Consider the following 22,984-nt stretch of genomic DNA (forward strand, 5'->3'; position numbering starts at 1 on the left):
GAGCCTAACTGTTGCCCCGTGCTCGTTGCCCTGGCTTCAGTCCGCCAGATACGTTTCGCCACCCTTGGGATAGCCGCCTCCGGTCGTCGTGACGTGGACGTGGTCATAGTGGCCAAGCCTGCTGGCTTGGGCTCCATTGGGCGTGTAGTAGACGCCGCGCCAAATGGCGTCCTGTACGCCGAACCGGTTCGTGTTCTTCAGTACGTACGCGACGATCTCGTTGCCCAGCGCGATCCCCTGCGGGCTCGCGGGATTGGGGATCATCACATCCAGTCCCAGGCCGAGGGGATGCCAGGGCAGCGGATCCGGTCGGACACCGCCGATTTCGTGAATCTCGGGGAACGTCGCAGTGATCGCGCGGGACGCCAGGATCGTTCGCACCTGCAAGCCCTGCTCCGACGCGAGTCCGACGGGCAGGAACCGGGATCGAACGTGGTAGCGCGATGCCGCAGGCTGGCTATCGAGGACACCCAGACCTGCCGCGCTATGCGGCAAATTCGATTCCGCCGCGACGATTTCCAAACGGCTCGGCGCGAGGTCGCCAATAACGGCCTTGGCTTCCGCTTGGGCCGCAAATGGGCCGACGTCGCCGCCCACCGCGAAGCAGACCGCCGCGGGGGTCAGCAGCGCAGCCAGGACAAGCGGTGACTTACGCCGTTTGCTGGCTAATCTGTGCCGACCCACCCAGGGCACATTACGGCATGATCACAATAGAATAAATATGAGCATTTTAAATTTGACGGCATAAGCGCATTCCGGCGACGTGGTTGAACTGTTCCGGCTGGTTGGGCGCCTGGGTGCTAGCCTTCTGTGGCGACTGCGCCGATGTAGTTCAATGGCAGAACATCAGCTTCCCAAGCTGAATACGCGGGTTCGATTCCCGTCATCGGCTCCACGTTTACCAGCGGAACGCACAGCGCCCGCATAGCGTCCGCAGCATCTGGGCACAGCTTCTCCAGCGACGATGAGCTCACTGATATCGCGTGGCAGGAGGCACGGGCAATGGACATCGTGCTCGGAGTTTCGATCGCACCGGCCTCGGTTCAAATGGTCATGCTGCAAGGCGAAAACGCCGACGGCCCCACGATCGACGAGAACGAGTTCACGATCACCGCTGCCGACGACTCGCCCACCGTCAGCGCGTCGGATCGAGTGATCGCCGCGATCATGTGCACCCGCGAGGATGCGGCCGGCGCCGGACTTGAACTGGACTGTATCGGTGTGGCGTGCACCGACCAGCTCGAAGCGGCGGCCCTACGCGACGCGCTGGCCAACCACAAGATTGAAAACGTGTTGCTGGTGTCGGCGTTTCTGGCCGCGACGGCATTGACCCAATCTGTTGGCGGGGCAATGGGTTACGAGCGCACCGCAATGCTCTTCGTTGAGCCCGACACCGCGACGTTGGCTGTTGTCGAAACCTCCGACGGTTCCATCGATGACGTCCACAACGAACAGTTGAATTCCGAGTCCGGACAGATTGTCACCGCAGCGCTGCTGGAGTTGGTCGCTGGGCTTGACGAACTTCCTACGCCGCCGGGCGGCCTGTTTGTGGTCGGCTCCGGTGTCGACATCACCCCGATCAGGCGGCGTTTAGAAGATGCGACGTCGCTCGTCGTGAACGTGCCGGAAGAACCGGAGACAGCACTGGCCCGAGGCGCGGCCCTGGCATCCGCGAATGCGCTCACGTCGTCCACCGCTGCGCTGGCCTACGCACAGGATCCCGGCACAGGTGCAGTCGACGTATCCGCCCTGCCCGAATATTTGAGCCTCGCCGAGCTGGGCGAAGACGACCTCGCCTACAGCGCGGTGGACGACGACGAAGCCAGTGCCCCGACGATGGTCATGGACACTTCGGGTGACCGCGAGCCCCGTCCTAGGCCGGCCCTGCTGGTCGGAACCGCGGTGGCAATAGCCGGCTTTAGCGCGGCGCTGGCACTAGAGATCGCCCTGTCAGTCGGCATCCGTACGACGGTCGGTTCGTTGCCCGCGCCGGTCCGGGGCATCATCGCCCCAGTCCAGCAGATATTCGCGCCAGCGCCCGGAGTGGCCGCAATGAAGATGGCGGTGCCCAAGCCATTGAGTCCACCGCCGGCCGCACCGCCGCCGATGGCTCCGGCCCCCGCGGCACCGCCCGTTGTGGTTCCGGCAGCCCCGGCTCCCTTGGTCCCTGCGGCGCCGGTCATCCCCGTTCCGGTGTTCGTCCCGCCGATTGCGCCGGCCCCGGTGCCGCCGGTTCAGCTACCCGACCCGCCGGCGAGTCCGCCGGTGCTCGAGGCGCCGACGCACTCGTCGCCGCCGATCTACGTTCCCCCACCGAAGTCGCCGCCACACCGACCTCCTCCGGGGCAAGAGCCACCGTCCAATCCCGGCAGTGGGCCGGTTAACGACCCGGGCCCAGTCCGCGGCAATCCCGGTAGCAGCGGGCCGGTCGGCGGCAATCCCGGTAGCAGCGGGCCGGTCGGCGGCGGCCAAACCCCCAGCGGCAGTGGGACTGTCGGCGGCCAAACCCCTAGTGGCAGTGGGACGGTCGGCGGGGGCGAAAGCCCGAGCAGTGGCCCGCCTGCCGGCGCTGCGTCGCCCGGTGCTAGTGCGCCCTCGGGCGGCGGGTCAACCGGGGGCGCTGAAAGCCCAAGCGGCGGCGCGCCGACTGGCAGCGGCGAAACCCCCAGCGGCAGTGGGCCTGTCGGTGGCAACTCTAGCAGTGGAGGCTCCGAAATCGCCGGCGGAAGCAGCGCCGGCGGTAGCGGTGAAGCAAGCGGCGGAAGCAGCCTCAGCAGTAGCGGCAGCGAGAGCAGTGGCGGGAGCTCAAGCAGCTCTAGCAGTGGCAGCGAATCCAGCAGCAGCAGCTCCAGCAGTAGCGGCAGCTCTGGCAGCGAGAGTAGTGGTGGCGGCTCAAGCAGCTCAAGCAGCTCTAGCAGTGGCAGCGAATCCAGCAGCAGCAGCTCTGGCAGCGTGAGCAGCGGCAGCCGTAGCTAGCACCGGAATATAGTCCACAGCAATCGATTTCATGACACGCGGCGGGCCCGCAAGCGTCCGGTCCACTATCTGCCGGTAGCTTCTACCCTTATGGGCGCTTTGGATGGACGCGTGGCCTTGATCACCGGTGGGGCTCGAGGGCAGGGGCGCGCGCACGCGCTGGCGTTGGCGACCGAAGGGGCCGACATCGTGGCCGCCGATGCCCCTGATGCCATGACGGAGCTGACCTACCCCCTGGGCACCGAGGACGACTTACGGGAAACGGCGAAACTGGTTGAAGCGCTGGGCCGGCGTTGCCTACCGCTGACCCTGGACGTGCGCGGTTCGGCCGCAGTCGGCGCCGCGATCAAGCAGACCGTCGCCGACATGGGCAGCCTCGACATCGTGGTGGCCAACGCCGGAATCGTCAGCACCGGGCTACTGGAAGACGTCAGCGACGTGGTTTGGCAGCAGCTGATCGATACGAATCTGACGGGTGCGTTTCATACCCTGCGGGCGGCCATACCGGTGATGCGACAGCAGGGGTTCGGAAGGATCGTCGTGACCTCCTCGATGGGCGGCCGAATGGGCATCCCCGAGCTGGCCGCATACAACGCCACCAAGTGGGGTGTCATCGGCCTGGCGAAGTCGGCCGCCCTAGAGGTCGCCAAGGACGGCATCACGGTCAACGTCATCTGCCCGACCACCGTCCAAACGCCGATGGTGCAACCCGCTGGAAGCGATGACATTCCGGACGATCTGGTGCGCCGGATGATGAGAGCCAACCCAATACCACAACCCTGGTTGCAACCCGAGGACGTCAGTCGCGGCGTGCTGTATCTGGTCACCGACCCCGGCGTCATCACCGGAAGCGTGCTAGAGATCGGCCTCGGCGGCAGCGCGCGCATCCATTGATAATCGGCCCCCCAAGCTGAACACGCGGGTCCGACCCATTCGACCCAACTTGGGCTTCGCCGCCGACCGCACCGCTTCGGTGAGGGTGTCCCCCAGAAAACTTTCGAGCTTCCAACACTGCCAGAACAACGGCACGTCGAGGTGCACATCGGGTATCCGGACGAACGATCCGTCCGCCTGATGGATATCGGCGAGGATCTCGGGGAACATGCCCCAGCCCAACCCGGCGCGCACAGCGGATCCGAAGCCCTCCGCAGTGGGTACGTAATGTACCTGACGCTTGATATCTCGGCGAAAAGCTCTGCGCAGCAACGAGTCCTGGAGAGCGTCGTCACGGCTCCACGCCAGCGACGGGGCGGAAGCCACGGCATCAGCTGTGAAGCCATCGCGGAGATAGCGCTCGACATAGCTCGGTGCTGCCATCGGGACGTAGCGCATCACTCCCAGCGGCAGCACGCGACATCCGGGCACGGCTGTTCGCTCTGTGGTGACCGCGCCCATCACCGCGCCCTCCCGTAGCAACCGAGCCGAGTGATCCTGGTCCTCGATCCGGATATCGAAAAGGACCTCGGACAGTCGGGAAAGCACGGCGGTGAACCAGGTTGCCATCGAATCGGCGTTCACCGCGATCGCGACGCGGTTGCGTTCCGAGGACCCTCCACTCATCTCGGCCAGCGCTTCTGCTTCCAGCAGCGCAGTCTGCGCAGCGAGCCGCAGCAGCGGCACTCCCGCAGGTGTTGCCACACAGGGCTTCTCGCGACGGATCAGGACCTGACCGACGCGCTGCTCGAGCGCCTTGATCCGCTGGCTCACCGCCGACGGCGTGATGTGCATCCGGCCTGCCGCCGCATCGAAGCTGCCGTGCTCAACCACTGCGGCGAAGGCGGCCAGCTGCTGACCATCGATGTTCACATTAATGATTCTAATGTATATGAAGAAACCTTAGCTGTACTGATCCATCCTGAGTGCCTAACGTCGATGCCATGCACTCGCCCCTGATCGTCGGCTTCCTCGCGTCGTTCACCCTGATCGCCGCCATCGGGGCGCAGAACGCGTTCGTGCTGCGGCAGGGCATTCGTCGCGAGCACGTGCTACCCGTCGTGGCGTTGTGCGCGGTCTCCGACATCGCGTTGATTGCCGCGGGTATCGCCGGCGTCGGCGCACTGATCAACGCGCACCCCGCCGCAATCAACGTCGCCAAGTTCGGTGGCGCGCTATTTCTGTTCTGCTACGGAGTGCTTGCCGCGAGGCGCTCCTGGCGGCCGTCGGCCCTGCAACCGTCGGATGCCGCGCCTGCCCGCCTGGCCGAGGTCCTGGTCACGGCCGCGGCGTTCACCTTTCTCAACCCACACGTCTATCTCGACACGGTCGTGCTTTTAGGCACGCTGGCCAACGAACACCAGGACGGCCGTTGGCTGTTCGGCGTCGGCGCCGTGACCGCCAGCACGGTTTGGTTCGTCAGCCTCGGCTTTGGTGCGAGGCGACTGACGGGACTGTTCGCGACCCCGATGACGTGGCGCATCCTCGACGGGCTGATCGCGGTGATGATGATCGGGCTCGGCATCGCGGTGATCGCGATCTAGTCAACGACCCTGGGCTTCGCCGGGCCCCGGATTCGACCATGAGTGTGCGGGCCAAGTGGCTGGAGCCTCCTGCTGCGCCGATGGTAGAAGTGATCGGCATGGAGGAGAAAACCGGGATTTCGACGCTTTTTCGCTACGCCGAAACTCTGCACGGTGATCGACCGTGGGGAAGCCTGCTCGACGCCGGTACCGGGGTGAAGTCTCTCGAGTGGATCCTGACACTACCTACCGAGCGCTGGACGGCCGTGACCGCCGCACACAGCATGGCGGGCAAGACCCGCGACGCGCTGGGTTCTCAGATGCGTCCGCAGGATCGGCTACTCGTAGGCACTTGGGTCGATGAAAGCCTGCTTACCGGCGAGACTTTCGACACCGTCCTGGTCGACTACCTTGTGGGCGCGATTGAGGGATTCGCCCCCTACTGGCAGGGCCGGGTATTCGAAAGGTTGCGACCGCTCGTCGCCGAAGGCGGCCGGCTCTACATCATCGGCTTGGAGCCCTACGTCCAGTTCCAGCCGACGACCGAAAGCGGCAGGGTCATTTGCGAAATCGGTCGCGTCCGCGACGCCTGCCTGCTGCTTGCCGGCGAGCGGCCGTACCGCGAATTTCCTCTCGACTGGATGCAGCGACGGCTCGGACTGGCCGGCTTCCGCGTGCTCGAAGCGCGAAGGTTTCCCATCCGCTACCGGGCTCGTTACGTCAATGGTCAGCTCAACATGTGTCTGGCGCGGCTCGAACGCTTCCCGTCAAAGGACCTCGGCATCGCCATGCGCGACTACCTCGAGGAGCTTCGGGCGCGGGCATTGGAACTCGAACTGCGCGAGAACGGTCTGAGCCACGGCAACGACTACGTGATCGCCGTGGAGCCCATATAGGCGCCACCCCTCGGTGACGCCAGGATATCGATCAACGTCGAAATCCATTGGCGTGAAGTAGTTCTCGCTGAATTCCAGGGTTCGCAGTGGTTGCGCCGGGACGGGAAATCGTTAGCCGACGATGTGCACGCCCCATCTGCCGAGCAGCGGTTGCACCATGACGAAGTACGTGGTGTTGGGGTCCCCCGCGAGCGACGTGGACATCACAATGCCGGCTGCGGTCACGCTGCCGTCAGCGTTCTTCACGTAACCGGGACCGCCGCTGTCGCCGGGCTGAGCGAACACGTTGGCCTCGATGACTTCGCCGTCAGTGCTCTTGACGGTTCCACAGGTTTCACCGGTAAGCGCACCGAGCTTGCAGAACGGCATGCCGGCCTTGATCTGGGATGCGCCCAGTACGCCCCGGACGGGCTGGCCACCGACATCGCCTACCGGCGCGCCGACGCCCGGGTCAACACGGATGATCGCGGCATCTTTTAGATCACCCAGCACCTCGCTGGCGGTGATGCTTCCCAGCGGGACGTTCTCGTCGTAGGTGAACGGCGCACCGTGGTTGCAATGCCCACTGGTAAATAGGTAGAAGCTACCGTCGTTGCCTTGAGCCGCGAAACCCGTTGTGCACTTGGTTATTCCATCACTGACCTGGATCCCGGGCGCGGGAGGTAGCGCCGCCTGGGCCGTGCCCGGCAATACGATGGCGCTCAGCGCCGCGGTACCGGCCAGCCCAACCCTTCGAACCCAACGCGCGGCCACACCGGCCTCCTTTGTTCGCTGCAGTCATCAGGTTGACAGATCGGCCCGTCGTGGCCAAATCGTGACCGACTCTTGATCGATTGCTTACGTGCCCTTACGCTTCCGCAGCTCAGCGCAGCTTTACGATTCCTATTGCAACTCGGTCATTTAAAGGGAATTGGGGTCATGCGCGCGGATATTCGGTGTGCCGTTGCTGTCATCGGAATCGGCGCGAGTTTGGTCGCGGGATCCGCCGTCGCGAGTCTGCCGGTACCGGCCGACGTGAACCTGACGACGGCGACCCGGTCGTATACCTTCCCGATTGCGTCGATGCTGCCGGCGCGCGGCCAGACCGTCGGTGTGGCGCACCCCGTGGTGGTGACCTTCCGCGCGCCCGTCAGCAACCGGCAGGCGGCCGAGCAGGCGCTGAAGATCACGTCGACACCCGCGATGACCGGCAAGTACCAATGGCTCGACAACAAAGTGGTTCAGTGGGTTCCCGACCAATACTGGCCGGCGCACAGCACGATTGCGCTGACGGTCGAAGGCCAGCCCACCGAGATCAAGACGGGCGCGAGGGTCATCGGTATTGCCAGCATCTCCGAGCACACTTTCACCGTGACCATCGACGGAGTCGAGTCAGCACCGCCGTCGTCACTGCCGGCGCCGCACCACCGCCCGCACTTCGGTGAACCAGGCGTGCTGCCGGCTTCAATGGGTAGGCCCCAGTACCCGACCCCGATTGGCTCCTACACCGTTCTTTCCAAGGAACGCTCGATACAGATGGACTCCAGCAGCGTCGGCATTCCCGTCGATGCTCCCGACGGCTACCTGCTCATGGTCAACTACGCCGTTCGTATCACCAATCATGGTCTTTTCGTGCACTCAGCTCCGTGGGCGGTCAATTCGCTCGGGCTGGAGAACATGAGCCACGGCTGCATCAGCCTGAGTCCCGAAGACGCCGAGTGGTACTACAACACGGTCAACGTCGGCGACCCGGTAGTCGTGCGCGAGAGCACAAACGAACTGCCTTCCTCGTAATACCGTTGTCGTGCATCGCTTCTGACGGTGCACCCGCGGCGTCGAGTGTGCACTCAGGACGCAATTTCGGCTGATTTCCCGCCGTGGCTTCACACTCGTTGAGGCAAGCGCATACTCGGTGAGGCAAGCGCATAGCGACACAACGAAAAGGCCCGCTGGTGATAACCAGCGGGCCTTTTCGAGTCGGAAGCGGTCAGCCTCCGTGCACCGGCGAGGGACCGGGCGACACCGGCTTACCGGACACCGGCCCGCCAGTAGGCGGCGGACCAATCGGCGCGTCCTTCACCCCAGACATATCAACCAGTGGGGCAAGCGGTACGCCATCCGCGACCCCACCGAGAGCCACCAGCGGAGCCCCCAACGGCAGCGGAGCACCGATCGGCACCGGAGGCGCCAAGGGCAACGGGGGAACCACCGGCACTGGTGGCCCGAGCGCAATTAGCGGAGCACCCGCCGGAACCGGCACGATTCCCGGGCCGGGCACCACCATCGGAATACCGGCCATATCAGTCAGTGGAGCGGCACAGGGTGCGGCCGCTGCTGCTCCCCCGGCGGCCGGAGCCTCGCCAGCCTGCCCGTACATGCACGCACCGCCACCCGTCATGTACGGGACGGCTGCCGCGTCCGGGCTCAACGCTATAGCGGCTCCGCACAACCCAACGCCAGCAACAACACCGATGTTGAATCGATCGAAGATCGTCATCAACGTCAACTCCTTTTATTCGCGCGTAGCCGTATTCAGGTCGCTCCTCGACGACCGCCCCCATTGTTGGTGGGTGACACGCGACACGACAGGCGGCACACCGCGCCGTTTCCAAATGGTGACGTCACGACGGAGTCACAAGTCGGTACCGCGAACGCTGCCGCCCGCCAACGTAGAGAACCGTGCGGATCAGCGACGGCTGTAGAGCCGTACCAGCGCCATGATCCCCGTGAGAAGAATAGTGAATAACGCTGCTGACGCACAGGATTCGTATACGTCGGCGATCGCTATGGTCTTGCCGCCCCGGACCGCGACGCCGCCGGTCGAACGGATCAGGCTGATGAAGACCTGGGCGGTGGTGGAAAGCCAGAACAGGCACGCCAGCAGCCAGTAGCCGCGGCTCGCGGTGACCGGTTGTGCGGGGAATCTGGACTCGACAAGCGCGACGAGCGCAAAGATCAACCAGCTGGTGAGAAGCCAACCGAGGAAGTTGGTCAGCGGCACACCCAGCGCACCGGTCGGGTGGTCGTAGGAGTACCAGTTGTGCGCCGTCGCCCCGACCGGGTCGTACACCAGGTCGTAACCCCCAAGAATGAACGTGGCCACCAGCGGGGTGGTAAAGCGTTCGGCGCCACCGGCAGCCACGGCGGGAACGGACCGCATGATCACCCGGGCCAGCGCCCAGGCCAGCCAGCTGACAATGATCCAGGCCGCGATCGCCGCGAGCGGGACGCCCAGGGGTTTGGGACCGGGCAGGTGATGAGTGTAGGAGCCGAACGGGAAGCCGGTCGCGACGCCGATTGCTTCCACGGCGAAACCGACAACGCCGGCGATGACGACGAATGCGGCCATCCCCCGGGGCCCATAGCCCAACCACGCATGGACGACGACAAACAGGACAAGCAAGCCGGATTGGACGGCTGCGGCTTGAGCCGCCAGCGACGGCCACACCGCCATGACGATGGCAGCAAGCAGCGTGAACGCGAGCAGAACCCAACACAATGTCTTGAGCAGTTTCATAAAAAGCCCTTGCTAGTTTCCGATGCGATTGGCCGCGATGTCGGCTTCGCGCAGGAACCTGGTCCGGTAGTGCGGATCGGCGGTCAGGTCTACCGAGAGCACCTTCAACGCGTCCTGGTGTGGCAACCGTGGATGCTGCAGGTATACCGTGCCCATCGCATCGGCGCCCAGCACCCGCAGGATCGTGTATCCCGCGAATTCTTCGCCGACCGCCAGCGGCATGGGCAAATCCTAGGCCGACGTCGCAGCAAATTCCTGTCGTTTGGACAACGGCCGACTCCGGCGCACCGGCAGCACCGCATAGTTAGATCTCCACTATGGGCGAACGTGTCACGTTCCAAAGCTCCACGGGTGCGAGCCTGGCCGGGGTCATCGAGATCCCGGAGTCCGCGGTCCGCGGGTGGGGGGTGTTCGCGCACGGCTTCACCCTCGGGAAGGACTGTCCGGCCGCGGCGAGGATCTGCAAGCAGCTGGCCTCGGACGGCATCGGCATGCTGCGCTTCGACGCGCTGGGTCTCGGCGGGTCAGAGGGAAACTGGGGCGACGGGTCGTTCACCGTCAAGACCGAAGACATCGTCGCGGCCTGCGAGTTCATGCTCAACCGCGGGACACCGGCCGACATCCTGGTCGGACATTCGTGGGGTGGCGCCGCGGTGATCGCCGCGGCGATGCGGTCGCCGGGCGTGCGGTCGGTCGTCACGGTGGCGGCACCGGTTGACCCCAGCCACGTCGAAAAGCACTACGACGCGGTGGTCGAGCGCTGCCTATCCGAGGGCAGCGTCGAATGGCTGGTCGGTGGCCGCAAACTGATCCTCAAGCGGGCCTTCGTCGAGGACGTCCGCGCGGCTGACCTGCAGGATAAAATCAAAAGCCTGCGGCTACCGCTGCTGATCCTGCACTCGCCCACCGACAACACTGTCGGCATCGAGAATGCCAGCGAGATCTTCCGCATGGCCCGCCACCCGCGCAGCTTCGTCTCACTCGAAGGCTCCGATCACCTGCTCACCGCTCGCGGCCAAACTCATCGGGCAGGCCGTATCATCGGCGCCTGGGCCGATGCATACCTTGACGCCGAAAGCTAGCCGGCAGAACATAATTCAGGCGCTGATCAGCTCCGCGGCCCGCTCGGCGATCGCATAGACGGTCGCGGCGGTGTTGGCCGACGGGATCGACGGCATCACGGATCCGTCGGCGACCCGCAGGCCGGCGACACCGTACACCCGCAATTCGCTGTCGACGACCGACATATCCGTGTCGCCTATCGCGCACGTTCCCACCGGATGGAAGTACGACTGGCATGCGGCCTTCGCGAAGTTACCCAGCGCCTCGTCGTCGTCCGCATCGGGTCCGGGCGCGACTTCTGCGCCGCGCAGCGCGTCGAAAGCGTTTGCTGCACCGATGTTTCGGGCTACCCGCAGCGCAGCGACCAGGGTGCGCAGATCGCGATCATCGCCCAAGTAGTTGGGGTCGACAAGCGGCAGCAGCCCGGGGGCCGACCCGGCGAGTCGCACGCTGCCGCGACTGTACGGCAGCATCAGCGAGGCTGCGATCACGTAGCCGACCACGCTGCCGTCATCGCCGGGCAGACCGATGCCGGTGGAATTGACGAAGAGAATTTGCGCGTCCGGGCCTTCGACGGCGTGCTCAGTCTGGATCAGACCGATCGCCTCGCCATGGCCGCTAGCGCTCGTCGGCAACGGCCGCGCGCTGCTGTATACCACCGGCGCCATCACGTGGTCGTGAAAATTGGAACCCACACCGGGCAGGTCGTGCGTGACCCCGATGCCCACGTCCCGAAGATGTTGCGCGGGGCCGACTCCGGACAACATCAGCAACTGGGCCGAGCCGATCGACCCGGCGGTCAGCACCACTTCACTCGAGCTCGCCACCGAGATCGACGCCGCGTCGTTCGTGCTGTATTCGACGCCGATACAGCGGCCGTTCTCGATCCGCAACCGACGCACCGTGGCGTCTGCGACAAAGTCGAGGTTGGGCCGGCCCAACGCCGGCAACAGGTAGGCATCGGCGGCGCTGAGCCGCTTTCCGGCTACGACGTTGTTGAATGCCGGCCCGAAGCCGACCTCGGCTCCCGCGCCGATGTCGGTGGCCCGGGGGTAACCGCAGCGCTCCGCGGCGTCCAGGCCGGCGACCGCAACCGGGTGCAGCGGATCGATTTCGCTGATCCGCAACGGGCCATTGTCGCCACGCAGCGCGGGATCGCCGCCGCCGGCCGTTTCGCTGCGCTTGAAGTACGGCAGCAGGTCGTCGTATCCCCAACTTTTGGCGCCGACGTTCTCCCAGGCGGCGTAGCTGCTCCGGTGTCCGCGAACAAACATCATGCCGTTGATAGACGACGATCCGCCGATGCCCCGGCCGCGAGCCAGCCGTATCGATGATCCGGTGGCCGACTGGACCGTCGTCGTGTCGCCCCAGTCGGCCGGGCCGCCGATCAGGGTGGGCCACAGCCGCGGGGTGGCACTGGCGGGAGGCGGCGTCGCGCGCCCGGCTTCGAGGAGCAGCACACGGGTGCCGGCCTGCTCGGTGAGTCGGCTGGCGATCACGCAGCCGGCGACACCGGCGCCGACGACCACGAAGTCGTACGAGTTCGATGCTTCTGACATGGGACGTTCCTTTCGCGGCCCTGTTGTTAACGCTGATATCTAAACAAGTATATCATTGGTTCGTTACGATGTAACCTAGAATTTGTTATCGTTGAAAACATGGATGGTCTGCGAACCAGAACTCCCGGCGCCGAATCGGCGGAGAAGGTGCTGGAGGCCGCCGCCGGACTACTTGAGTCCGGCGGCGTCGACGCGGTCTCGACCAGGGCCGTCGCGGCGGCCGCGGGTGTCCAACCGCCGACCATCTACCGGCAGTTCGGCGACAAACAGGGCCTGCTGGACGCGGTCACGGGGTATGTGTTGCAGAGCTATCTACAGGACAAGCGACAGGCGGTGATCACCGACGACCCGATGCAGGACTTCCGCGACTCGTGGGACCTGCATGTCGATTTCGGCCTCGCCCACCCCGACAGCTACGTCCTCGCCTACGTCCGGCCGCGCCCCGGTAGGTCGCCGGCGCTGGTCGCCGAATCGATGGACATCCTGCACCAACTGATCGCGCGCATCGGCGATCACGGCCTGCTCAGGATGAGCGTCAAGCGCGCCGTGGAGTTCATGCACGGCGCGGCAATGGGCCACATTTTGGCGCAGATTCGCGTACCACCACAGGAACGCGACCCCGAATTGTCTGTCATCACGCGGGAGAACGCCATCGCGGCGATAGCGACCGACGGCTCGCGGGAACCGGCCCCATCCGATCTCCCCGGACGTGCTGGCGCATTGCGAGAGTCGTTGCGCGGCAACACTAATAGCGCCTTGACTGCGGGCGAGAACGCGATGATGGCGGAGTGGCTCGACCGCCTGGCCGATCAAACCGGCGGGTAGGCCTCAGCGAGGCGGACGAAACACCGGCAGGATCCGGTATTTCGCGCTGAAGGTGGCCTCGCGATATTCGTCGCCGACCTCACCGTCATGGGCGACAACCGTCGGCTCATCCACGGCCGAGAAGCTGAATTCGGGCACCTGCAGCTCGTGGTAGAGCGGGCTGCGCAGTAGCCGTCCGAAGGCCAGGGCGGTCAGGATCCGGGTTGTGGCAAACCGGCGGCCGGTTTCCAGGATGCGCACGTCGATCAGGCCGTCGTCCATCCGACTGCGGCGAGACGGGGCGAACCCGGTCGGCAGGTACAACGAGTTACCAAGGAAGAACAGCGAAGTTAGCAACGTCTTGTTGTCGTAGCGGATACGGACGGGTTGATCGCTGCGCAGCGTGTGCAGCATCGCGTAGAAGCCGGCCAGCGGCTTGCCGATGCGCTTCTCCAGCTTTTCACGCTGCTGCACGAACGCCGGATACGCGCCGATACTGGCGGTGTTGATCACCAGCCGACTTTCGTTGAGGCACAACAGATCAACGCGGGCCACGCTGCCGCGACGGATCGCCGCCACGGTCTTGCCCACCGTGTCGCAGCCGATGTCCTTCGCGAAGTGGTTGAGCGTGCCGGCCGGAAAGACCGCCAGCGGGAGCCCCGCATCGACGGCGACGGCCGCGGCGGTCGATACGGTTCCGTCACCGCCGCCCACCGCGAGCACCTCGGCCCGCGAGGCGGCGCTGCGCATTACCTGCTCGGGGTCATCGTCTGGACCCAGTTCCATGATCTCGGCCGCTGGCAGCTCGGCACGAACCTCGTCTACGACGCGAGCGCCGGTGCCGCTGCCCGACGCCGGATTGACCACCAGGACCACGCCGGAGCCATCGGGCCGTTCCGGCGTCTCGACGCGCAGCGGTTCCGATTGCGGCAGAGCGGTTTCGACGACCGGCGGGACCAGCCGGCCGCCGAGAACGGCAACCCCGGCACCGATGCCGAATCCCACGACGACATCACCGGGATAGTGCGCGCCGGTTGCCACTCGCGACAATCCGACCAGCCCGGCCAGTAGCGCCAGCCCGAAGCCCAACGGTGGATTCTCCAAGCCCACTCCGACAGCGAACGCGGCGGCGCTGGCCGAGTGCCCCGACGGGAACGAGTTGGACGTCGGGCGGCGGTGGGCTCGTCTGACCACCGGCACCGAGTCATAAAGCGGGCGCGGGCGCCGGCGGATTCGTTTGGCGATCTGGTTGGTGAACAGGCTCGTGACACCGAGCGTCACGAGCCCACGGCTCGCGCCGCGCTGCGCGGCGGGCTTGCGTGTCGCGAGCAGTCCGCCGGCGATGACAAACCACAGTTTGGAATGGTCGGCCGCCCGGGTCAGCGGAGGCATCACCGTGTCGAGCAGCGGAGTGGGGGTTTCGGCCACCGCGACGAACAACTCGCGATCGAGGGTGCCCAGACCCCGGGTGATCTGCTTGATTCCGCGCGCGCATTGCCAGGGCCCCCTGCTCATTCGCTACACCTTAACGTTGTGACTGATAAGAATTGACGCACTATGACCAGGCGGGCGGCAGTGGACTATCACCGGAGGTGGCTGGCCAACGCCGAACGTCTGGGTGTAGCGGGCACCGTCACCGCCGCGATCGCCGGTCAGCATGGCATCGCCCGTGACCGCTTTCGGGTCCTCGAAAAGATGGCGGAGATCAACGATCCGGACGGCAAGTCGTTCTTTCTGATCCCGCCGGGCAGCACCGGCGACGAGGCGCGCGACGCGACGCTGCTGACCTACATTCTCAACGCGGGCACCGGTTATGGCGGCCCGACGAGGCCGCCCACGGATTTCCCCGAGACGCCGTACGGCGTCGACGAGGTCCGGCGGATTATCGCTCGCCAGCAGGCGAACAGCTGGAGCTACGACCAGGACGTCGGGCTGGTGTACCGCAACGGCGGCCGCCTCGTCACCACCCCGAACGGCATGCTGATGGGCGTCGGCGGCAACCGGATCCAGCAGCTGTTCAGCCAGCAGGGCGGCACGGCGTGGGGTGACATCTTCATGGTCAATGTCTCGGTTGACGTCGAAGACCCCACCGGGCCCGCCCGACGGCTCCGCCAAATCGTCGAGTCCGGGCACGCGTGGTACACCGACCGCAATGGCCGGCCGTCGGAAAGCATTCTCGCGCTGGACCGGGTGCTGCACCACGAGGAGCTGCATTCCCAGCAGTGGGCCGCCAAGGGCCACACGCGCATGATCACTGCCTACATCTGGGAAGTGGTCCGCGACAGGCTGTTTGGCAAGACCAACCGGCTCGAAGCGCAGGCCGGCCTGGCCGACGGGGGCTACCTGCCGACGCTATAGCGCGCGAATTCCGTTGTGGAGCACCATTAGGCCGATCAAGACCAGGATTGCCGCCATCAGTGCGGCGTTGTTCTTCTCCATCCAGTCTCTGACGCGTTCCAGGAAATCGTCGAGGCGATGGCCCGCGGCCACGTAGGCCAGGATCGGGATCGCGACCGTTGACGCGGATACGGCGACGAAGACGATGCCGGCCGACAGTTTGTCGACATGGCCCAGGTGGCTGGTACCGATGGCCAAGCCGGCCGCCAAGTTCATCAGAAGCACCTCCAGCCGGACCACCGTCAACACCAGCCCGGTGATGGCCGCGCGCCTGGGGCGCATGGTGGAAAAGGAACGCATCCAGCCGGGCGACTCGGTGTGCCTATGCCGAGTCACCCATCGGTAGATGCCGAACAGGATCAGCGCGGACCCGAGCACCACCCGCAACCAGGACGCCCACGTCGGTGTCGACTTGTGCATATCGCCGAGACCACCGGAGCCGGCGACGAACAGCACGGTCTGGGCCGCCAGCCCGAACAACCACCCGCCCAGGAAGGCCAGCCCGGCCGGCCGTGGCTGCGGCGCGTGCAGCACCAGGACAGCCGGGATGATCGACAGCGGAGAGACGGCGGTGACGAGCGCCAGCGGAATGAGCGTGGGTAACAGCGAGCTCCAGCTTCCTGCCACGGGCAGCAATCCTCTCATCGAGACCGCCGCCGTGCCACCGAGCGCGGTGTGCTCGCTGTCCGGGCAGTCGCTAAACACGCCTGGGTGGTTGTATGTGATTGCAGCGCAACCTTCGAGGAAAACATTAGGGGAAGAACGCGTGGCTCGGATTCACCTTGGGCACATTTTCCACCTCGCCGGCTCTCCGCTGGTGTCCGAAGCCGTCGACGCCTTGGTGTCCATCCCAGAAGGCGCGTTGGTGGTCGAGGACGACGGCAAGATCGCCTTCTGCGGAGACCGCGCCGGCGTGCCTCTCAAGTACCGATCAACACCCGCGACAGATCACCGGCCGGGGTTCGTGCTGCCGGGGTTCGTCGATACTCACGTTCATTTCCCGCAGACCTATGCGGGCGATTCGTACAACGGTGGACAGCTGCTGGAATGGCTGAACCACTGCATCTATCCCGCGGAAGCTCGCTTCGCCGACCGGGACTTCGCGCAGCGGGCGGCGGTCGAGTTCTGCGATCGGCGGATCGGGAGCGGAACCACGGCCGCCATGGTCTTCGGATCCCCGTTTCCGCACGCCCAGGATGCATTGTTCACCGAAACCGCACGCCGCGGTCTGCGGATCGTCAGCGGCCGCGGCATCCAGACCGTCGGACCACCGGCGGCCAAGCCGTTGATGACGTCGGAAGACGATGCGATCCGGCTGGCCCGCGAAGAGATCAACAAGTGGCATGGGGCCGACACCGGCAATGTAAAGACCGCCCGGCTGCACGTGGCGCTGGTACCGCGATTCGCGATCGCGGTAACCACGCAGACACTGAAAAGGCTTGGCGAATTATATGATTCGGTGAGAGACCGCGGCGTGTACTTCCACACTCACCTCAACGAGAACAACCGCCCGGGCACCGGTGAAGTCGATACGACCAAGCAGCTCTATCAGGTCGACTCGTACCTGGACACCTATGACGGCAAGTTCCTGCCCGGCTCGACGGCCGGCGGCCCGAGCATGCTCGGGCGGCGCAGCATCATGGCGCACGCGGTGCACTGCCAGGACGCCGAGCTGCAACGGATGTCGGAGACAGGCACGTCCATCGCGCACTGTCCGGTCTCGCAGCAATTCCTCGGCTCGGGCACCATGCCGTGGCGACGCACGGTCGCCTCCGGGGTAAACATCGCTGCCGGAACGGATTTCGGCGGCGGGGACGAGTGGCCGATTCCCCAGGTGCTCGCCACGGCCTTCAAGGTGCACATCGGTGAGCCGGGCGATGCGGGCGTGTCCATGCATCCGGCCGAGATGCTGTTCATCGGTACGCTCGGCGGCGCCCGCGCGCTGGACATGGAGGATCGCTTCGGCAACTTCGACGTCGGCAAGGAGGCCGACTTCGTCGTCATCGACCCGAACCGCACGCCGGCGCTGCGCGCGGTGATCACCGAGGGCGTGCGCTCCGACGACCCGGCGATGGCCCGGGATCAGACGCTGTTCGGGTTGCTGATGCGTACCCGCGAGACATCGATCGCCAGCACCTACGTGCAGGGCCGCCGGCTGTAGCGGCCTAGCTTCTCCTGCGCAGCGTCCAGGCCGGTACCCAGTGCGTCACGGTTTTCCGCTTGGAGCCGTACACGATTGGATAGGTCACCAACCCCCACCAGTCGCCCTGCTCACAAAGGCCCCAGCAGCTCAGCCACCCCTCGACGACCTTGTGCAGCTGCAGGCCGTCGGGCTGGTAGCTGCCCGAGCGGTGCGGCTCGCGCGGGAAGAGCACCGTCAGATCGATCAGCACCGCGATCGGCGGACGCACCACCCGAAACGGGTTGCGGACCGGCTGCCCGTTGTATCCGATCGACGCCAGCAGCCCCATTGTTCGATCATACGTTCGAATAGCGGAGTCTCTAGTGGACTCGTTCCATTTGCCCCTCAGCGGCCCCGGCAAATCGATATAGTTCGCCTCGCACGACCGAAACGACAGGGGAGATCCGCATGAACAGGGTTATCGCTGCCGGTTTACTCGCCTTGGGCGGCCTGATGACCACTGCGGTGGGCGTGGCCAACGCCGACGAAGTTCAGGTCGAGGGTTCCTACTCGACGCTGGCGGCCTGCGAAACCGACGGCCCGCATGTCGAGATCACCCAGGACAACCACCTATACACGCATTGGGACTGTCGCCAGCATGGCGACGGCCTGTATTTCCTGTACCTGACCAACTAGCAGGCGCGCCCGGCCGAGTCCGGGATCGCTTCTGGCACCATGACGGTGTGTCAGGGCGTCGCGTGCTGGACCCGCTGATCGTCGGAGTACTGGCCGCCGCGGTAAGCCTGGCCGGCGCGGGTCGTCCCTCTTTTTGGTACGACGAGGCCGCAACCATCTCCGCCGCCTACAGTCGTTCGCTCGGCCAGCTGTGGCAGATGCTCAGCAACGTCGATGCCGTCCACGGCCTGTACTACCTGCTGATGCACGGCTGGTTCCACATCGTCGAACCCACCGAATTCTGGTCTCGGGCGCCAAGCGGTCTGGCTGTCGGGGGTGCGGCGGCCGGCGTGGTGGTGCTGGGCAACCAGTTCTCCTCTCGTACCGTCGCGTTGGCCGCCGGGCTTAGCTGCGCGGTGCTGCCGCGGTCGACGTGGGCAGGTATCGAAGCCCGCCCGTACGCGATCTCGATGATGGCCGCGGTATGGCTGACCATGTTGTTCGTTTCAGCCACGCGTCGACACAACACTTGGGTCTGGGTGGCTTACGGTGTCGCCCAAGCGGTTTCGATCGTGTTCGATGTATACCTGGCGCTGCTGTTGCTGGTGCACTTCGCGTTCATCTGCGCTTTCCTGCGCACCCGACCGGTCGTCGTCTCCTTCGTCGTCACGTCTGTTCTGGCGAGTTGCGCGGTGACGCCGCTTTTGGTCACCGCCGCGGGGCAGGTGCATCAGATCAGTTGGGTCGCACCGATCGGGCACCGAACGATCGAAGACGTGATGGTTCAGCAGTACTTCGAACGGAGCCCACCGTTCGCGGTGTTGTCGGCAGTGGTGATCGCCGCAGCCATCGTCGTGTGGCGCTGGATGTCGGTGAAACTGGTTGCGGCAGATCGGCAATTGCTGACCTTGGCGATTGCGTGGCTGCTGATACCGACCGCGCTGATCGTGGTGTGGTCGGCGTTGGTCCATCCGATCTACACGCCGCGCTACTTGTGCTTCACCGCGCCGGCGATGGCATTGGTGCTGGGCGTCTGCATTGGCGCATTAGCGGCCAAACCGTGGGTAGCGCCAGCACTCGTCACCGCTTTCGCCGTTGCTGCGGCGCCGAATTACCTTCGGGTGCAACGTAGCCCGTACGCCAAGTACGGAATGGACTACAGCCAGGTGGCCGATCTGATCACCGCCGAGGCAGCGCCCGGCGATTGTCTACTGATTAACGACACCGTGACGTTTATGCCCGCACCGATGCGGCCGTTGCTGGCCGCGCGCCCCGACGCCTACCGGAAGCTGATCGACCTCACCCTGTGGCAACGAGCAACGGAACGCAGGGACGTCTTCGACACCAACCTCATTCCGGAAGTTGTCGCCAAACCGCTCAGCGGTTGCCACGTCGTATGGATAATCACCCAGGGCGACGAGTCGCTGCCCGCCCACGAGCAGGGTTCGGCGTTGCCACCCGGCCCGCGCTACGGGGCGACACCGGCTTTCGCGGTGCCACACGACCTGGGCTTCCGGCTTGTCGAGCGCTGGCAGTTCAACCTTGTTCAGGTATTCAAAGCGACGCGGTGATCACCAGACGCGGAGGTAGTCGACGAGCATGGACGCCGGGAACACCCCCGCGGCGGGGTCACCGGCACCAACGCCGCCGACAGCAAGCGTGAACATCGGCGTCATCCAATAGCCGGGAATGTTGAACGGCCAACGGAAATCGTCGGGAGCGCCGCCGGCGACGTGAATGGGTTTGTTGGGGACCTTGAAGTACTCGGAGCCGTCCCGCGAGAATTCGAAACCCTTCTCACCCCAATGCATTCGCCAGGTGTGCCAGGCGCCATCGACCAGGCCGGGGATCGATTTACCTTCCCAGGTCTTGCCGTTGGATGCAGCGTGGACCGTGGTACCCGGCGCCCATTGGCCGTTGCCGTACCACTCGAAAATGTCCACCTCGCCGTCGGGCAGCGGGTCCTCGTTGACGCCCCAGAACGAGGGCCACAGGCCAGGCGTCAGACAATCCAGTTTGATCCGCGCCTCCCACGTCTGGTTGATCATGCTGCGGAAATTGCCGCGCAGCTTGCCGGTGTAGTAGGTCCCGAATTCGTTGGTGGCACACAGGACGAGGTTGGAGTTGCCGTCCTGGAACACGTTGCGGCGGTCGTCGCGATAAATCCCCGCGACCGGCGGGTAGACGTCGTCCTGCCAGGTCTGGATCGTCCACTTGCCCGGATCGGGCGGAGAGCCCGCGGGTCCGTCGAACTCGTCGGCGAAGATGTAGGGCCCACCACCACCAGCCGACGGCGGCGCCTGCGGCGCTGACGGGGACGCCAAGGCCTCCGGGAGAGGCATCGATGCCGCGGCCGCCAGCATGCCGAGCCCCGTCGTCAACATCATGCGGCGACGATCCATATCCACCTACCACCAATCGCTAAAGCCGGGGCCTCCGACTCGGCACGGTTCCCCCGCGGCTAACTCCCGCAAACGGTGTTATACAACCACGCGCGCCGATGGTACGCATCCTGCCCCTGGCGCATTAAAAGGCGCGCACCCAGTCGACCAGCATTTCCGCCGGGTAGGCGCCCGCCGCGGGGTCGCCGCCACCTGAACCACCGACCGCGAGGTTGAGCACCGGAAACATCGTGTAGCCGACGTCGTTGAACGGCCACATGCGGACCGGGTCGTTGAGATCCTCGATGCCGGTCGCCGGAACGCTGAAGTAGGGCTCCATGCCGTCGGCATAGTCCTCCCAGAAGTACATGCCGCCGGAATTCCACGTCACTCGCCAGGTATGCCACCCGCCGTCGACCGCGATCGGGCGGGTCTCGAACGCCGTGCCGTCCGGGTTTGCGTGCACGGTGGTCCCCGAGGGCCACTGCCCGTTGCCGTACCACTCCATCAAGTCGACTTCCCTACTACGGCCCGGGTCGTCATTGGACAACCACCAAGCCGGCCAGCAGCCGCCAGTGAGGCAGTTGAGTTTGATGCGGGCTTCCCAGGTCGCCCCGATGGCCCCGCGCCAGGTGCCGCTCACCAGGCCGCCGAAATAGTTGCCGCCATCTCGGGTGGCACGCAGGACAAGGTTGGATTTGCCGTCGACGAACACGTTTTGGCGGCTGTCGCGATACTGCCCGAAAAACTCGGGACGGTCGAACCCCGTCGGGTTCTTGATCGGGGTACGGTGGTTCGCCACAACCCATTTCGACGGATCGGGAGCCGAGCCGGCCGGGCCGTCGAACTCATCGTGAAACAGGTATGAGCCTGACCGCGCCGGCGCGGCTCCGGACGACGGCGTGGGGATGACGGCGGCCAGCGCGCCGAATCCCGCCAGCATCATCGCGCGGCGACGATCGAGCATCAGCACACCGCTTTCGGTTCAAGAGGTGCCCGCAGCATAGAGCAATTCTTTGAGCTGACTTTGCTGTTCCGCGGTGAGCCGCGTCAGAATTCGCTGTTCGGCCACCTCGACAGCGGTGTCCGCGCGCTTCAGTAGGGCGTTGCCACGCCGCGTCAGCCGGGCCGGCATCGCCCGACCGCTCGGCGCCGAGGCCGGCCGCCTTAGCGCGCCGCGGTCCTCGAGCGCGCGCAGCACTTGGTTGGCCGCCTGTGCCGAAACGTTGGTACCGCGGGCCAACTCGGCACTGCTAAGTCCGGGGTGTTTGGCCAAGATTCGCATGCACACGAATTCCGGCAGCCCGAGCCCCAGCGGTTTGAGCTCCGCGGCAACCTGGGGCCGCAACGACGCCATCACTCGGTACAACAGGAACCCCAACGGCTCATCGTGAGAAGAACTCATGCCCCACATGCTGGCATGCGCCCGTCGGTCAGCACGGCAGGACCATCAACTTTATTGACATTGCCGGAGTCGGTAGTATCAAGGAGATTGATGGTCTGATGCGGAAAGGAATGAAGGATGTCTGGTGACGGATTGTTCGGCGGCCCCGGTGGTTTCGGGGGAGGCTTCGGGTTCGGCGGCTTCGGTGAGCCCGGTTTCGGAGGCGGCCCAGGCGGCCCCGGCGGCTGGGGCAAACACGGTTGGGGTCATGGCGGGCCGGGCGGCCCCGGTTTCGGTGGCGGATTCGGTCCCGGTGGTCGACCGGCGCTCAAGCGCGCGGCCTTTGTGACCGCGGCGCTGCTGCTCGACGGGCCGGCCGACGCCGCGCAAGTTGTTCAGCGGGTGTCTGACGCGACTGACGGCGCGCTGACTCCTCCGCAGGACATCGCCGAGCTGGCCATCGGTCTGCTTGCCGGCCGCGGCGTGGTGACGGTCGACAACGGCGTGGCTACTTTGACCGAGCTCGGCAACAACCTGCTGGCCTGGCGCGGCATCAGCAGCGAGACCGCGCATGCGTTTCTGAAGCGGGCGGGTCAGTTCGGCGATGTCTTCAAGATCCGCCGGGAGCTGTTCGAGATCGCGGGCCTGGCACGCACGATCACCTGGACGGGCACCGACGAGCAGAAGCAACAGCTCGCCGAGGCGCGGACCAAGGTTCTCGAAGCGCTGCGCGAGGCCAAGAAGGCGCTACACCGCGTTCTCGGGCAGGACTGACT

Annotated in this window: 23 protein-coding genes, 1 tRNA gene and 2 pseudogenes; 13 read left to right on the top strand and 13 right to left on the bottom strand. The window is 65.4% G+C overall.

The features are described from left to right. Positions 1 to 36 precede the first annotated feature (36 nt). Positions 37 to 684 (bottom strand): hypothetical protein, encoded by a 648-nt coding sequence (locus H7K34_RS21845; RefSeq protein ID WP_264064109.1) that lies wholly within the window; start codon positions 682 to 684, stop codon positions 37 to 39. A gap of 137 nt (positions 685 to 821) precedes the next feature. On the opposite strand from H7K34_RS21845, the gene H7K34_RS21850 reads away from it, so the two are divergent. From H7K34_RS21850 to H7K34_RS21860, 3 genes are all read left to right on the top strand, one after another. Then, positions 822 to 895 (top strand) — tRNA-Gly (locus H7K34_RS21850). 107 nt (positions 896 to 1,002) lie between these two features. Further along, positions 1,003 to 2,976: a DUF7159 family protein gene (locus H7K34_RS21855; protein WP_264064110.1), complete on the top strand. Its 1,974-nt coding sequence runs from the start codon at positions 1,003 to 1,005 to the stop codon at positions 2,974 to 2,976. A 90-nt stretch (positions 2,977 to 3,066) separates the two neighbouring features. Beyond that, positions 3,067 to 3,870, top strand: coding sequence for a mycofactocin-coupled SDR family oxidoreductase (locus tag H7K34_RS21860; RefSeq protein WP_264064111.1), 804 nt, complete (start codon positions 3,067 to 3,069; stop codon positions 3,868 to 3,870). Here the strand turns inward: H7K34_RS21860 and H7K34_RS21865 are convergent. Then, a complete protein-coding gene (locus tag H7K34_RS21865; protein ID WP_264064112.1) occupies positions 3,832 to 4,782 on the bottom strand; it encodes a LysR family transcriptional regulator ArgP in 951 nt (316 codons plus the stop codon). The genes H7K34_RS21860 and H7K34_RS21865 overlap by 39 nt on opposite strands. A gap of 71 nt (positions 4,783 to 4,853) precedes the next feature. Here H7K34_RS21865 and lysE point away from each other — a divergent pair, with 71 nt between their 5' ends. Together lysE and H7K34_RS21875 are read left to right on the top strand one after the other, a co-directional pair. Next, complete coding sequence (gene lysE, locus H7K34_RS21870) at positions 4,854 to 5,453, top strand: L-lysine exporter (RefSeq protein ID WP_264064113.1); 600 nt, start codon at positions 4,854 to 4,856, stop codon at positions 5,451 to 5,453. 107 nt (positions 5,454 to 5,560) lie between these two features. After that, positions 5,561 to 6,328, top strand: a pseudogene (locus H7K34_RS21875) (class I SAM-dependent methyltransferase); the annotation flags it as partial. 111 nt (positions 6,329 to 6,439) lie between these two features. Here the strand turns inward: H7K34_RS21875 and H7K34_RS21880 are convergent. Next, the gene (locus tag H7K34_RS21880; RefSeq protein WP_264064114.1) at positions 6,440 to 7,081 is read right to left on the bottom strand and encodes a S1 family peptidase; all 642 of its coding nucleotides are present in this window, start codon (positions 7,079 to 7,081) and stop codon (positions 6,440 to 6,442) included. 165 nt (positions 7,082 to 7,246) lie between these two features. On the opposite strand from H7K34_RS21880, the gene H7K34_RS21885 reads away from it, so the two are divergent. After that, positions 7,247 to 8,101 carry a L,D-transpeptidase gene (locus tag H7K34_RS21885; RefSeq protein ID WP_264064115.1) on the top strand — a complete coding sequence of 285 codons (855 nt, stop codon included), beginning with the start codon at positions 7,247 to 7,249 and terminating at the stop codon, positions 8,099 to 8,101. Between the two features lie 193 nt (positions 8,102 to 8,294). Here H7K34_RS21885 and H7K34_RS21890 read toward each other — a convergent pair whose 3' ends face one another. The 3 genes and pseudogenes from H7K34_RS21890 to H7K34_RS21900 form a co-directional block, all read right to left on the bottom strand. Beyond that, the gene (locus H7K34_RS21890; protein WP_264064116.1) at positions 8,295 to 8,804 is read right to left on the bottom strand and encodes a hypothetical protein; all 510 of its coding nucleotides are present in this window, start codon (positions 8,802 to 8,804) and stop codon (positions 8,295 to 8,297) included. A gap of 189 nt (positions 8,805 to 8,993) precedes the next feature. Then, a complete protein-coding gene (locus tag H7K34_RS21895) occupies positions 8,994 to 9,824 on the bottom strand; it encodes a carotenoid biosynthesis protein (RefSeq protein WP_264064117.1) in 831 nt (276 codons plus the stop codon). A gap of 30 nt (positions 9,825 to 9,854) precedes the next feature. Further along, positions 9,855 to 10,046 (bottom strand): annotated as a pseudogene (locus tag H7K34_RS21900) (serine/threonine protein kinase); the annotation flags it as partial. Positions 10,047 to 10,141: 95 nt separating this feature from the next. Here H7K34_RS21900 and H7K34_RS21905 point away from each other — a divergent pair. After that, a complete protein-coding gene (locus H7K34_RS21905) occupies positions 10,142 to 10,906 on the top strand; it encodes an alpha/beta hydrolase family protein (protein WP_264064118.1) in 765 nt (254 codons plus the stop codon). Between the two features lie 15 nt (positions 10,907 to 10,921). On the opposite strand, the gene H7K34_RS21910 is transcribed toward H7K34_RS21905, so the two are convergent. After that, positions 10,922 to 12,445, bottom strand: a complete 1,524-nt coding sequence (locus H7K34_RS21910) for a GMC family oxidoreductase (RefSeq protein ID WP_264064119.1) — start codon at positions 12,443 to 12,445, stop codon at positions 10,922 to 10,924. 99 nt (positions 12,446 to 12,544) lie between these two features. On the opposite strand from H7K34_RS21910, the gene H7K34_RS21915 reads away from it, so the two are divergent. Then, positions 12,545 to 13,270: a TetR/AcrR family transcriptional regulator gene (locus H7K34_RS21915; RefSeq protein WP_264064120.1), complete on the top strand. Its 726-nt coding sequence runs from the start codon at positions 12,545 to 12,547 to the stop codon at positions 13,268 to 13,270. 3 nt (positions 13,271 to 13,273) lie between these two features. Here the strand turns inward: H7K34_RS21915 and H7K34_RS21920 are convergent, their stop codons facing one another. Next, positions 13,274 to 14,764, bottom strand: coding sequence for a bifunctional phosphatase PAP2/diacylglycerol kinase family protein (locus H7K34_RS21920; RefSeq protein ID WP_264064121.1), 1,491 nt, complete (start codon positions 14,762 to 14,764; stop codon positions 13,274 to 13,276). A gap of 60 nt (positions 14,765 to 14,824) precedes the next feature. Between H7K34_RS21920 and H7K34_RS21925 the strand changes: the two genes are divergently transcribed. Beyond that, positions 14,825 to 15,607: a hypothetical protein gene (locus tag H7K34_RS21925; protein ID WP_264064122.1), complete on the top strand. Its 783-nt coding sequence runs from the start codon at positions 14,825 to 14,827 to the stop codon at positions 15,605 to 15,607. Here the strand turns inward: H7K34_RS21925 and H7K34_RS21930 are convergent. Continuing rightward, positions 15,602 to 16,291 (bottom strand): GAP family protein, encoded by a 690-nt coding sequence (locus H7K34_RS21930; protein ID WP_264064123.1) that lies wholly within the window; start codon positions 16,289 to 16,291, stop codon positions 15,602 to 15,604. The two genes, H7K34_RS21925 and H7K34_RS21930, sit on opposite strands and share 6 nt — an antisense overlap. Here H7K34_RS21930 and H7K34_RS21935 point away from each other — a divergent pair. Beyond that, complete coding sequence (locus H7K34_RS21935) at positions 16,236 to 17,807, top strand: amidohydrolase family protein (protein WP_264064124.1); 1,572 nt, start codon at positions 16,236 to 16,238, stop codon at positions 17,805 to 17,807. The genes H7K34_RS21930 and H7K34_RS21935 overlap by 56 nt on opposite strands. Positions 17,808 to 17,811: 4 nt before the next feature. Here H7K34_RS21935 and H7K34_RS21940 read toward each other — a convergent pair whose 3' ends face one another. Beyond that, the gene (locus H7K34_RS21940; protein WP_264064125.1) at positions 17,812 to 18,117 is read right to left on the bottom strand and encodes a hypothetical protein; all 306 of its coding nucleotides are present in this window, start codon (positions 18,115 to 18,117) and stop codon (positions 17,812 to 17,814) included. A 119-nt stretch (positions 18,118 to 18,236) separates the two neighbouring features. Here H7K34_RS21940 and H7K34_RS21945 point away from each other — a divergent pair, with 119 nt between their 5' ends. After that, on the top strand, positions 18,237 to 18,464 hold the full coding sequence (locus H7K34_RS21945) for a hypothetical protein (protein ID WP_264064126.1): 228 nt from the start codon (positions 18,237 to 18,239) through the stop codon (positions 18,462 to 18,464). A 47-nt stretch (positions 18,465 to 18,511) separates the two neighbouring features. After that, a complete protein-coding gene (locus tag H7K34_RS21950) occupies positions 18,512 to 20,014 on the top strand; it encodes a glycosyltransferase family 39 protein (RefSeq protein WP_264064127.1) in 1,503 nt (500 codons plus the stop codon). Here H7K34_RS21950 and H7K34_RS21955 read toward each other — a convergent pair whose 3' ends face one another. From H7K34_RS21955 to H7K34_RS21965, 3 genes are all read right to left on the bottom strand, one after another. After that, complete coding sequence (locus tag H7K34_RS21955; RefSeq protein ID WP_264064128.1) at positions 20,015 to 20,845, bottom strand: glycoside hydrolase family 16 protein; 831 nt, start codon at positions 20,843 to 20,845, stop codon at positions 20,015 to 20,017. A gap of 124 nt (positions 20,846 to 20,969) precedes the next feature. Then, complete coding sequence (locus H7K34_RS21960; RefSeq protein ID WP_264064129.1) at positions 20,970 to 21,797, bottom strand: glycoside hydrolase family 16 protein; 828 nt, start codon at positions 21,795 to 21,797, stop codon at positions 20,970 to 20,972. A gap of 12 nt (positions 21,798 to 21,809) precedes the next feature. Continuing rightward, on the bottom strand, positions 21,810 to 22,229 hold the full coding sequence (locus H7K34_RS21965; RefSeq protein WP_264064130.1) for a MarR family winged helix-turn-helix transcriptional regulator: 420 nt from the start codon (positions 22,227 to 22,229) through the stop codon (positions 21,810 to 21,812). 117 nt (positions 22,230 to 22,346) lie between these two features. Between H7K34_RS21965 and H7K34_RS21970 the strand changes: the two genes are divergently transcribed. After that, positions 22,347 to 22,982: a hypothetical protein gene (locus tag H7K34_RS21970; protein WP_264064131.1), complete on the top strand. Its 636-nt coding sequence runs from the start codon at positions 22,347 to 22,349 to the stop codon at positions 22,980 to 22,982. Positions 22,983 to 22,984 lie beyond the last annotated feature (2 nt).

This window comes from Mycobacterium montefiorense (assembly GCF_025823255.1).
In the GTDB taxonomy this organism is placed as follows: Bacteria; Actinomycetota; Actinomycetes; order Mycobacteriales; family Mycobacteriaceae; genus Mycobacterium; species Mycobacterium montefiorense.

What these genes read in the sequence shown, in the direction of transcription:
- H7K34_RS21955 (WP_264064128.1), bottom strand. Translation starts at nt 20,845, where the DNA reads ATGGATCGTCGCCGCATGATGTTGACGACGGGGCTCGGCATGCTGGCG.
- H7K34_RS21930 (WP_264064123.1), bottom strand. Translation starts at nt 16,291, where the DNA reads ATGAGAGGATTGCTGCCCGTGGCAGGAAGCTGGAGCTCGCTGTTACCC.
- H7K34_RS21890 (WP_264064116.1), bottom strand. Translation starts at nt 8,804, where the DNA reads ATGACGATCTTCGATCGATTCAACATCGGTGTTGTTGCTGGCGTTGGG.
- H7K34_RS21915 (WP_264064120.1), top strand. Translation starts at nt 12,545, where the DNA reads ATGGATGGTCTGCGAACCAGAACTCCCGGCGCCGAATCGGCGGAGAAG.
- H7K34_RS21895 (WP_264064117.1), bottom strand. Translation starts at nt 9,824, where the DNA reads ATGAAACTGCTCAAGACATTGTGTTGGGTTCTGCTCGCGTTCACGCTG.
- H7K34_RS21965 (WP_264064130.1), bottom strand. Translation starts at nt 22,229, where the DNA reads ATGAGTTCTTCTCACGATGAGCCGTTGGGGTTCCTGTTGTACCGAGTG.
- H7K34_RS21920 (WP_264064121.1), bottom strand. Translation starts at nt 14,764, where the DNA reads ATGAGCAGGGGGCCCTGGCAATGCGCGCGCGGAATCAAGCAGATCACC.
- H7K34_RS21855 (WP_264064110.1), top strand. Translation starts at nt 1,003, where the DNA reads ATGGACATCGTGCTCGGAGTTTCGATCGCACCGGCCTCGGTTCAAATG.
- H7K34_RS21860 (WP_264064111.1), top strand. Translation starts at nt 3,067, where the DNA reads ATGGGCGCTTTGGATGGACGCGTGGCCTTGATCACCGGTGGGGCTCGA.
- H7K34_RS21940 (WP_264064125.1), bottom strand. Translation starts at nt 18,117, where the DNA reads ATGGGGCTGCTGGCGTCGATCGGATACAACGGGCAGCCGGTCCGCAAC.
- lysE (WP_264064113.1), top strand. Translation starts at nt 4,854, where the DNA reads ATGCACTCGCCCCTGATCGTCGGCTTCCTCGCGTCGTTCACCCTGATC.
- H7K34_RS21905 (WP_264064118.1), top strand. Translation starts at nt 10,142, where the DNA reads ATGGGCGAACGTGTCACGTTCCAAAGCTCCACGGGTGCGAGCCTGGCC.
- H7K34_RS21935 (WP_264064124.1), top strand. Translation starts at nt 16,236, where the DNA reads ATGAGCGTGGGTAACAGCGAGCTCCAGCTTCCTGCCACGGGCAGCAAT.
- H7K34_RS21945 (WP_264064126.1), top strand. Translation starts at nt 18,237, where the DNA reads ATGAACAGGGTTATCGCTGCCGGTTTACTCGCCTTGGGCGGCCTGATG.
- H7K34_RS21910 (WP_264064119.1), bottom strand. Translation starts at nt 12,445, where the DNA reads ATGTCAGAAGCATCGAACTCGTACGACTTCGTGGTCGTCGGCGCCGGT.
- H7K34_RS21970 (WP_264064131.1), top strand. Translation starts at nt 22,347, where the DNA reads ATGTCTGGTGACGGATTGTTCGGCGGCCCCGGTGGTTTCGGGGGAGGC.
- H7K34_RS21885 (WP_264064115.1), top strand. Translation starts at nt 7,247, where the DNA reads ATGCGCGCGGATATTCGGTGTGCCGTTGCTGTCATCGGAATCGGCGCG.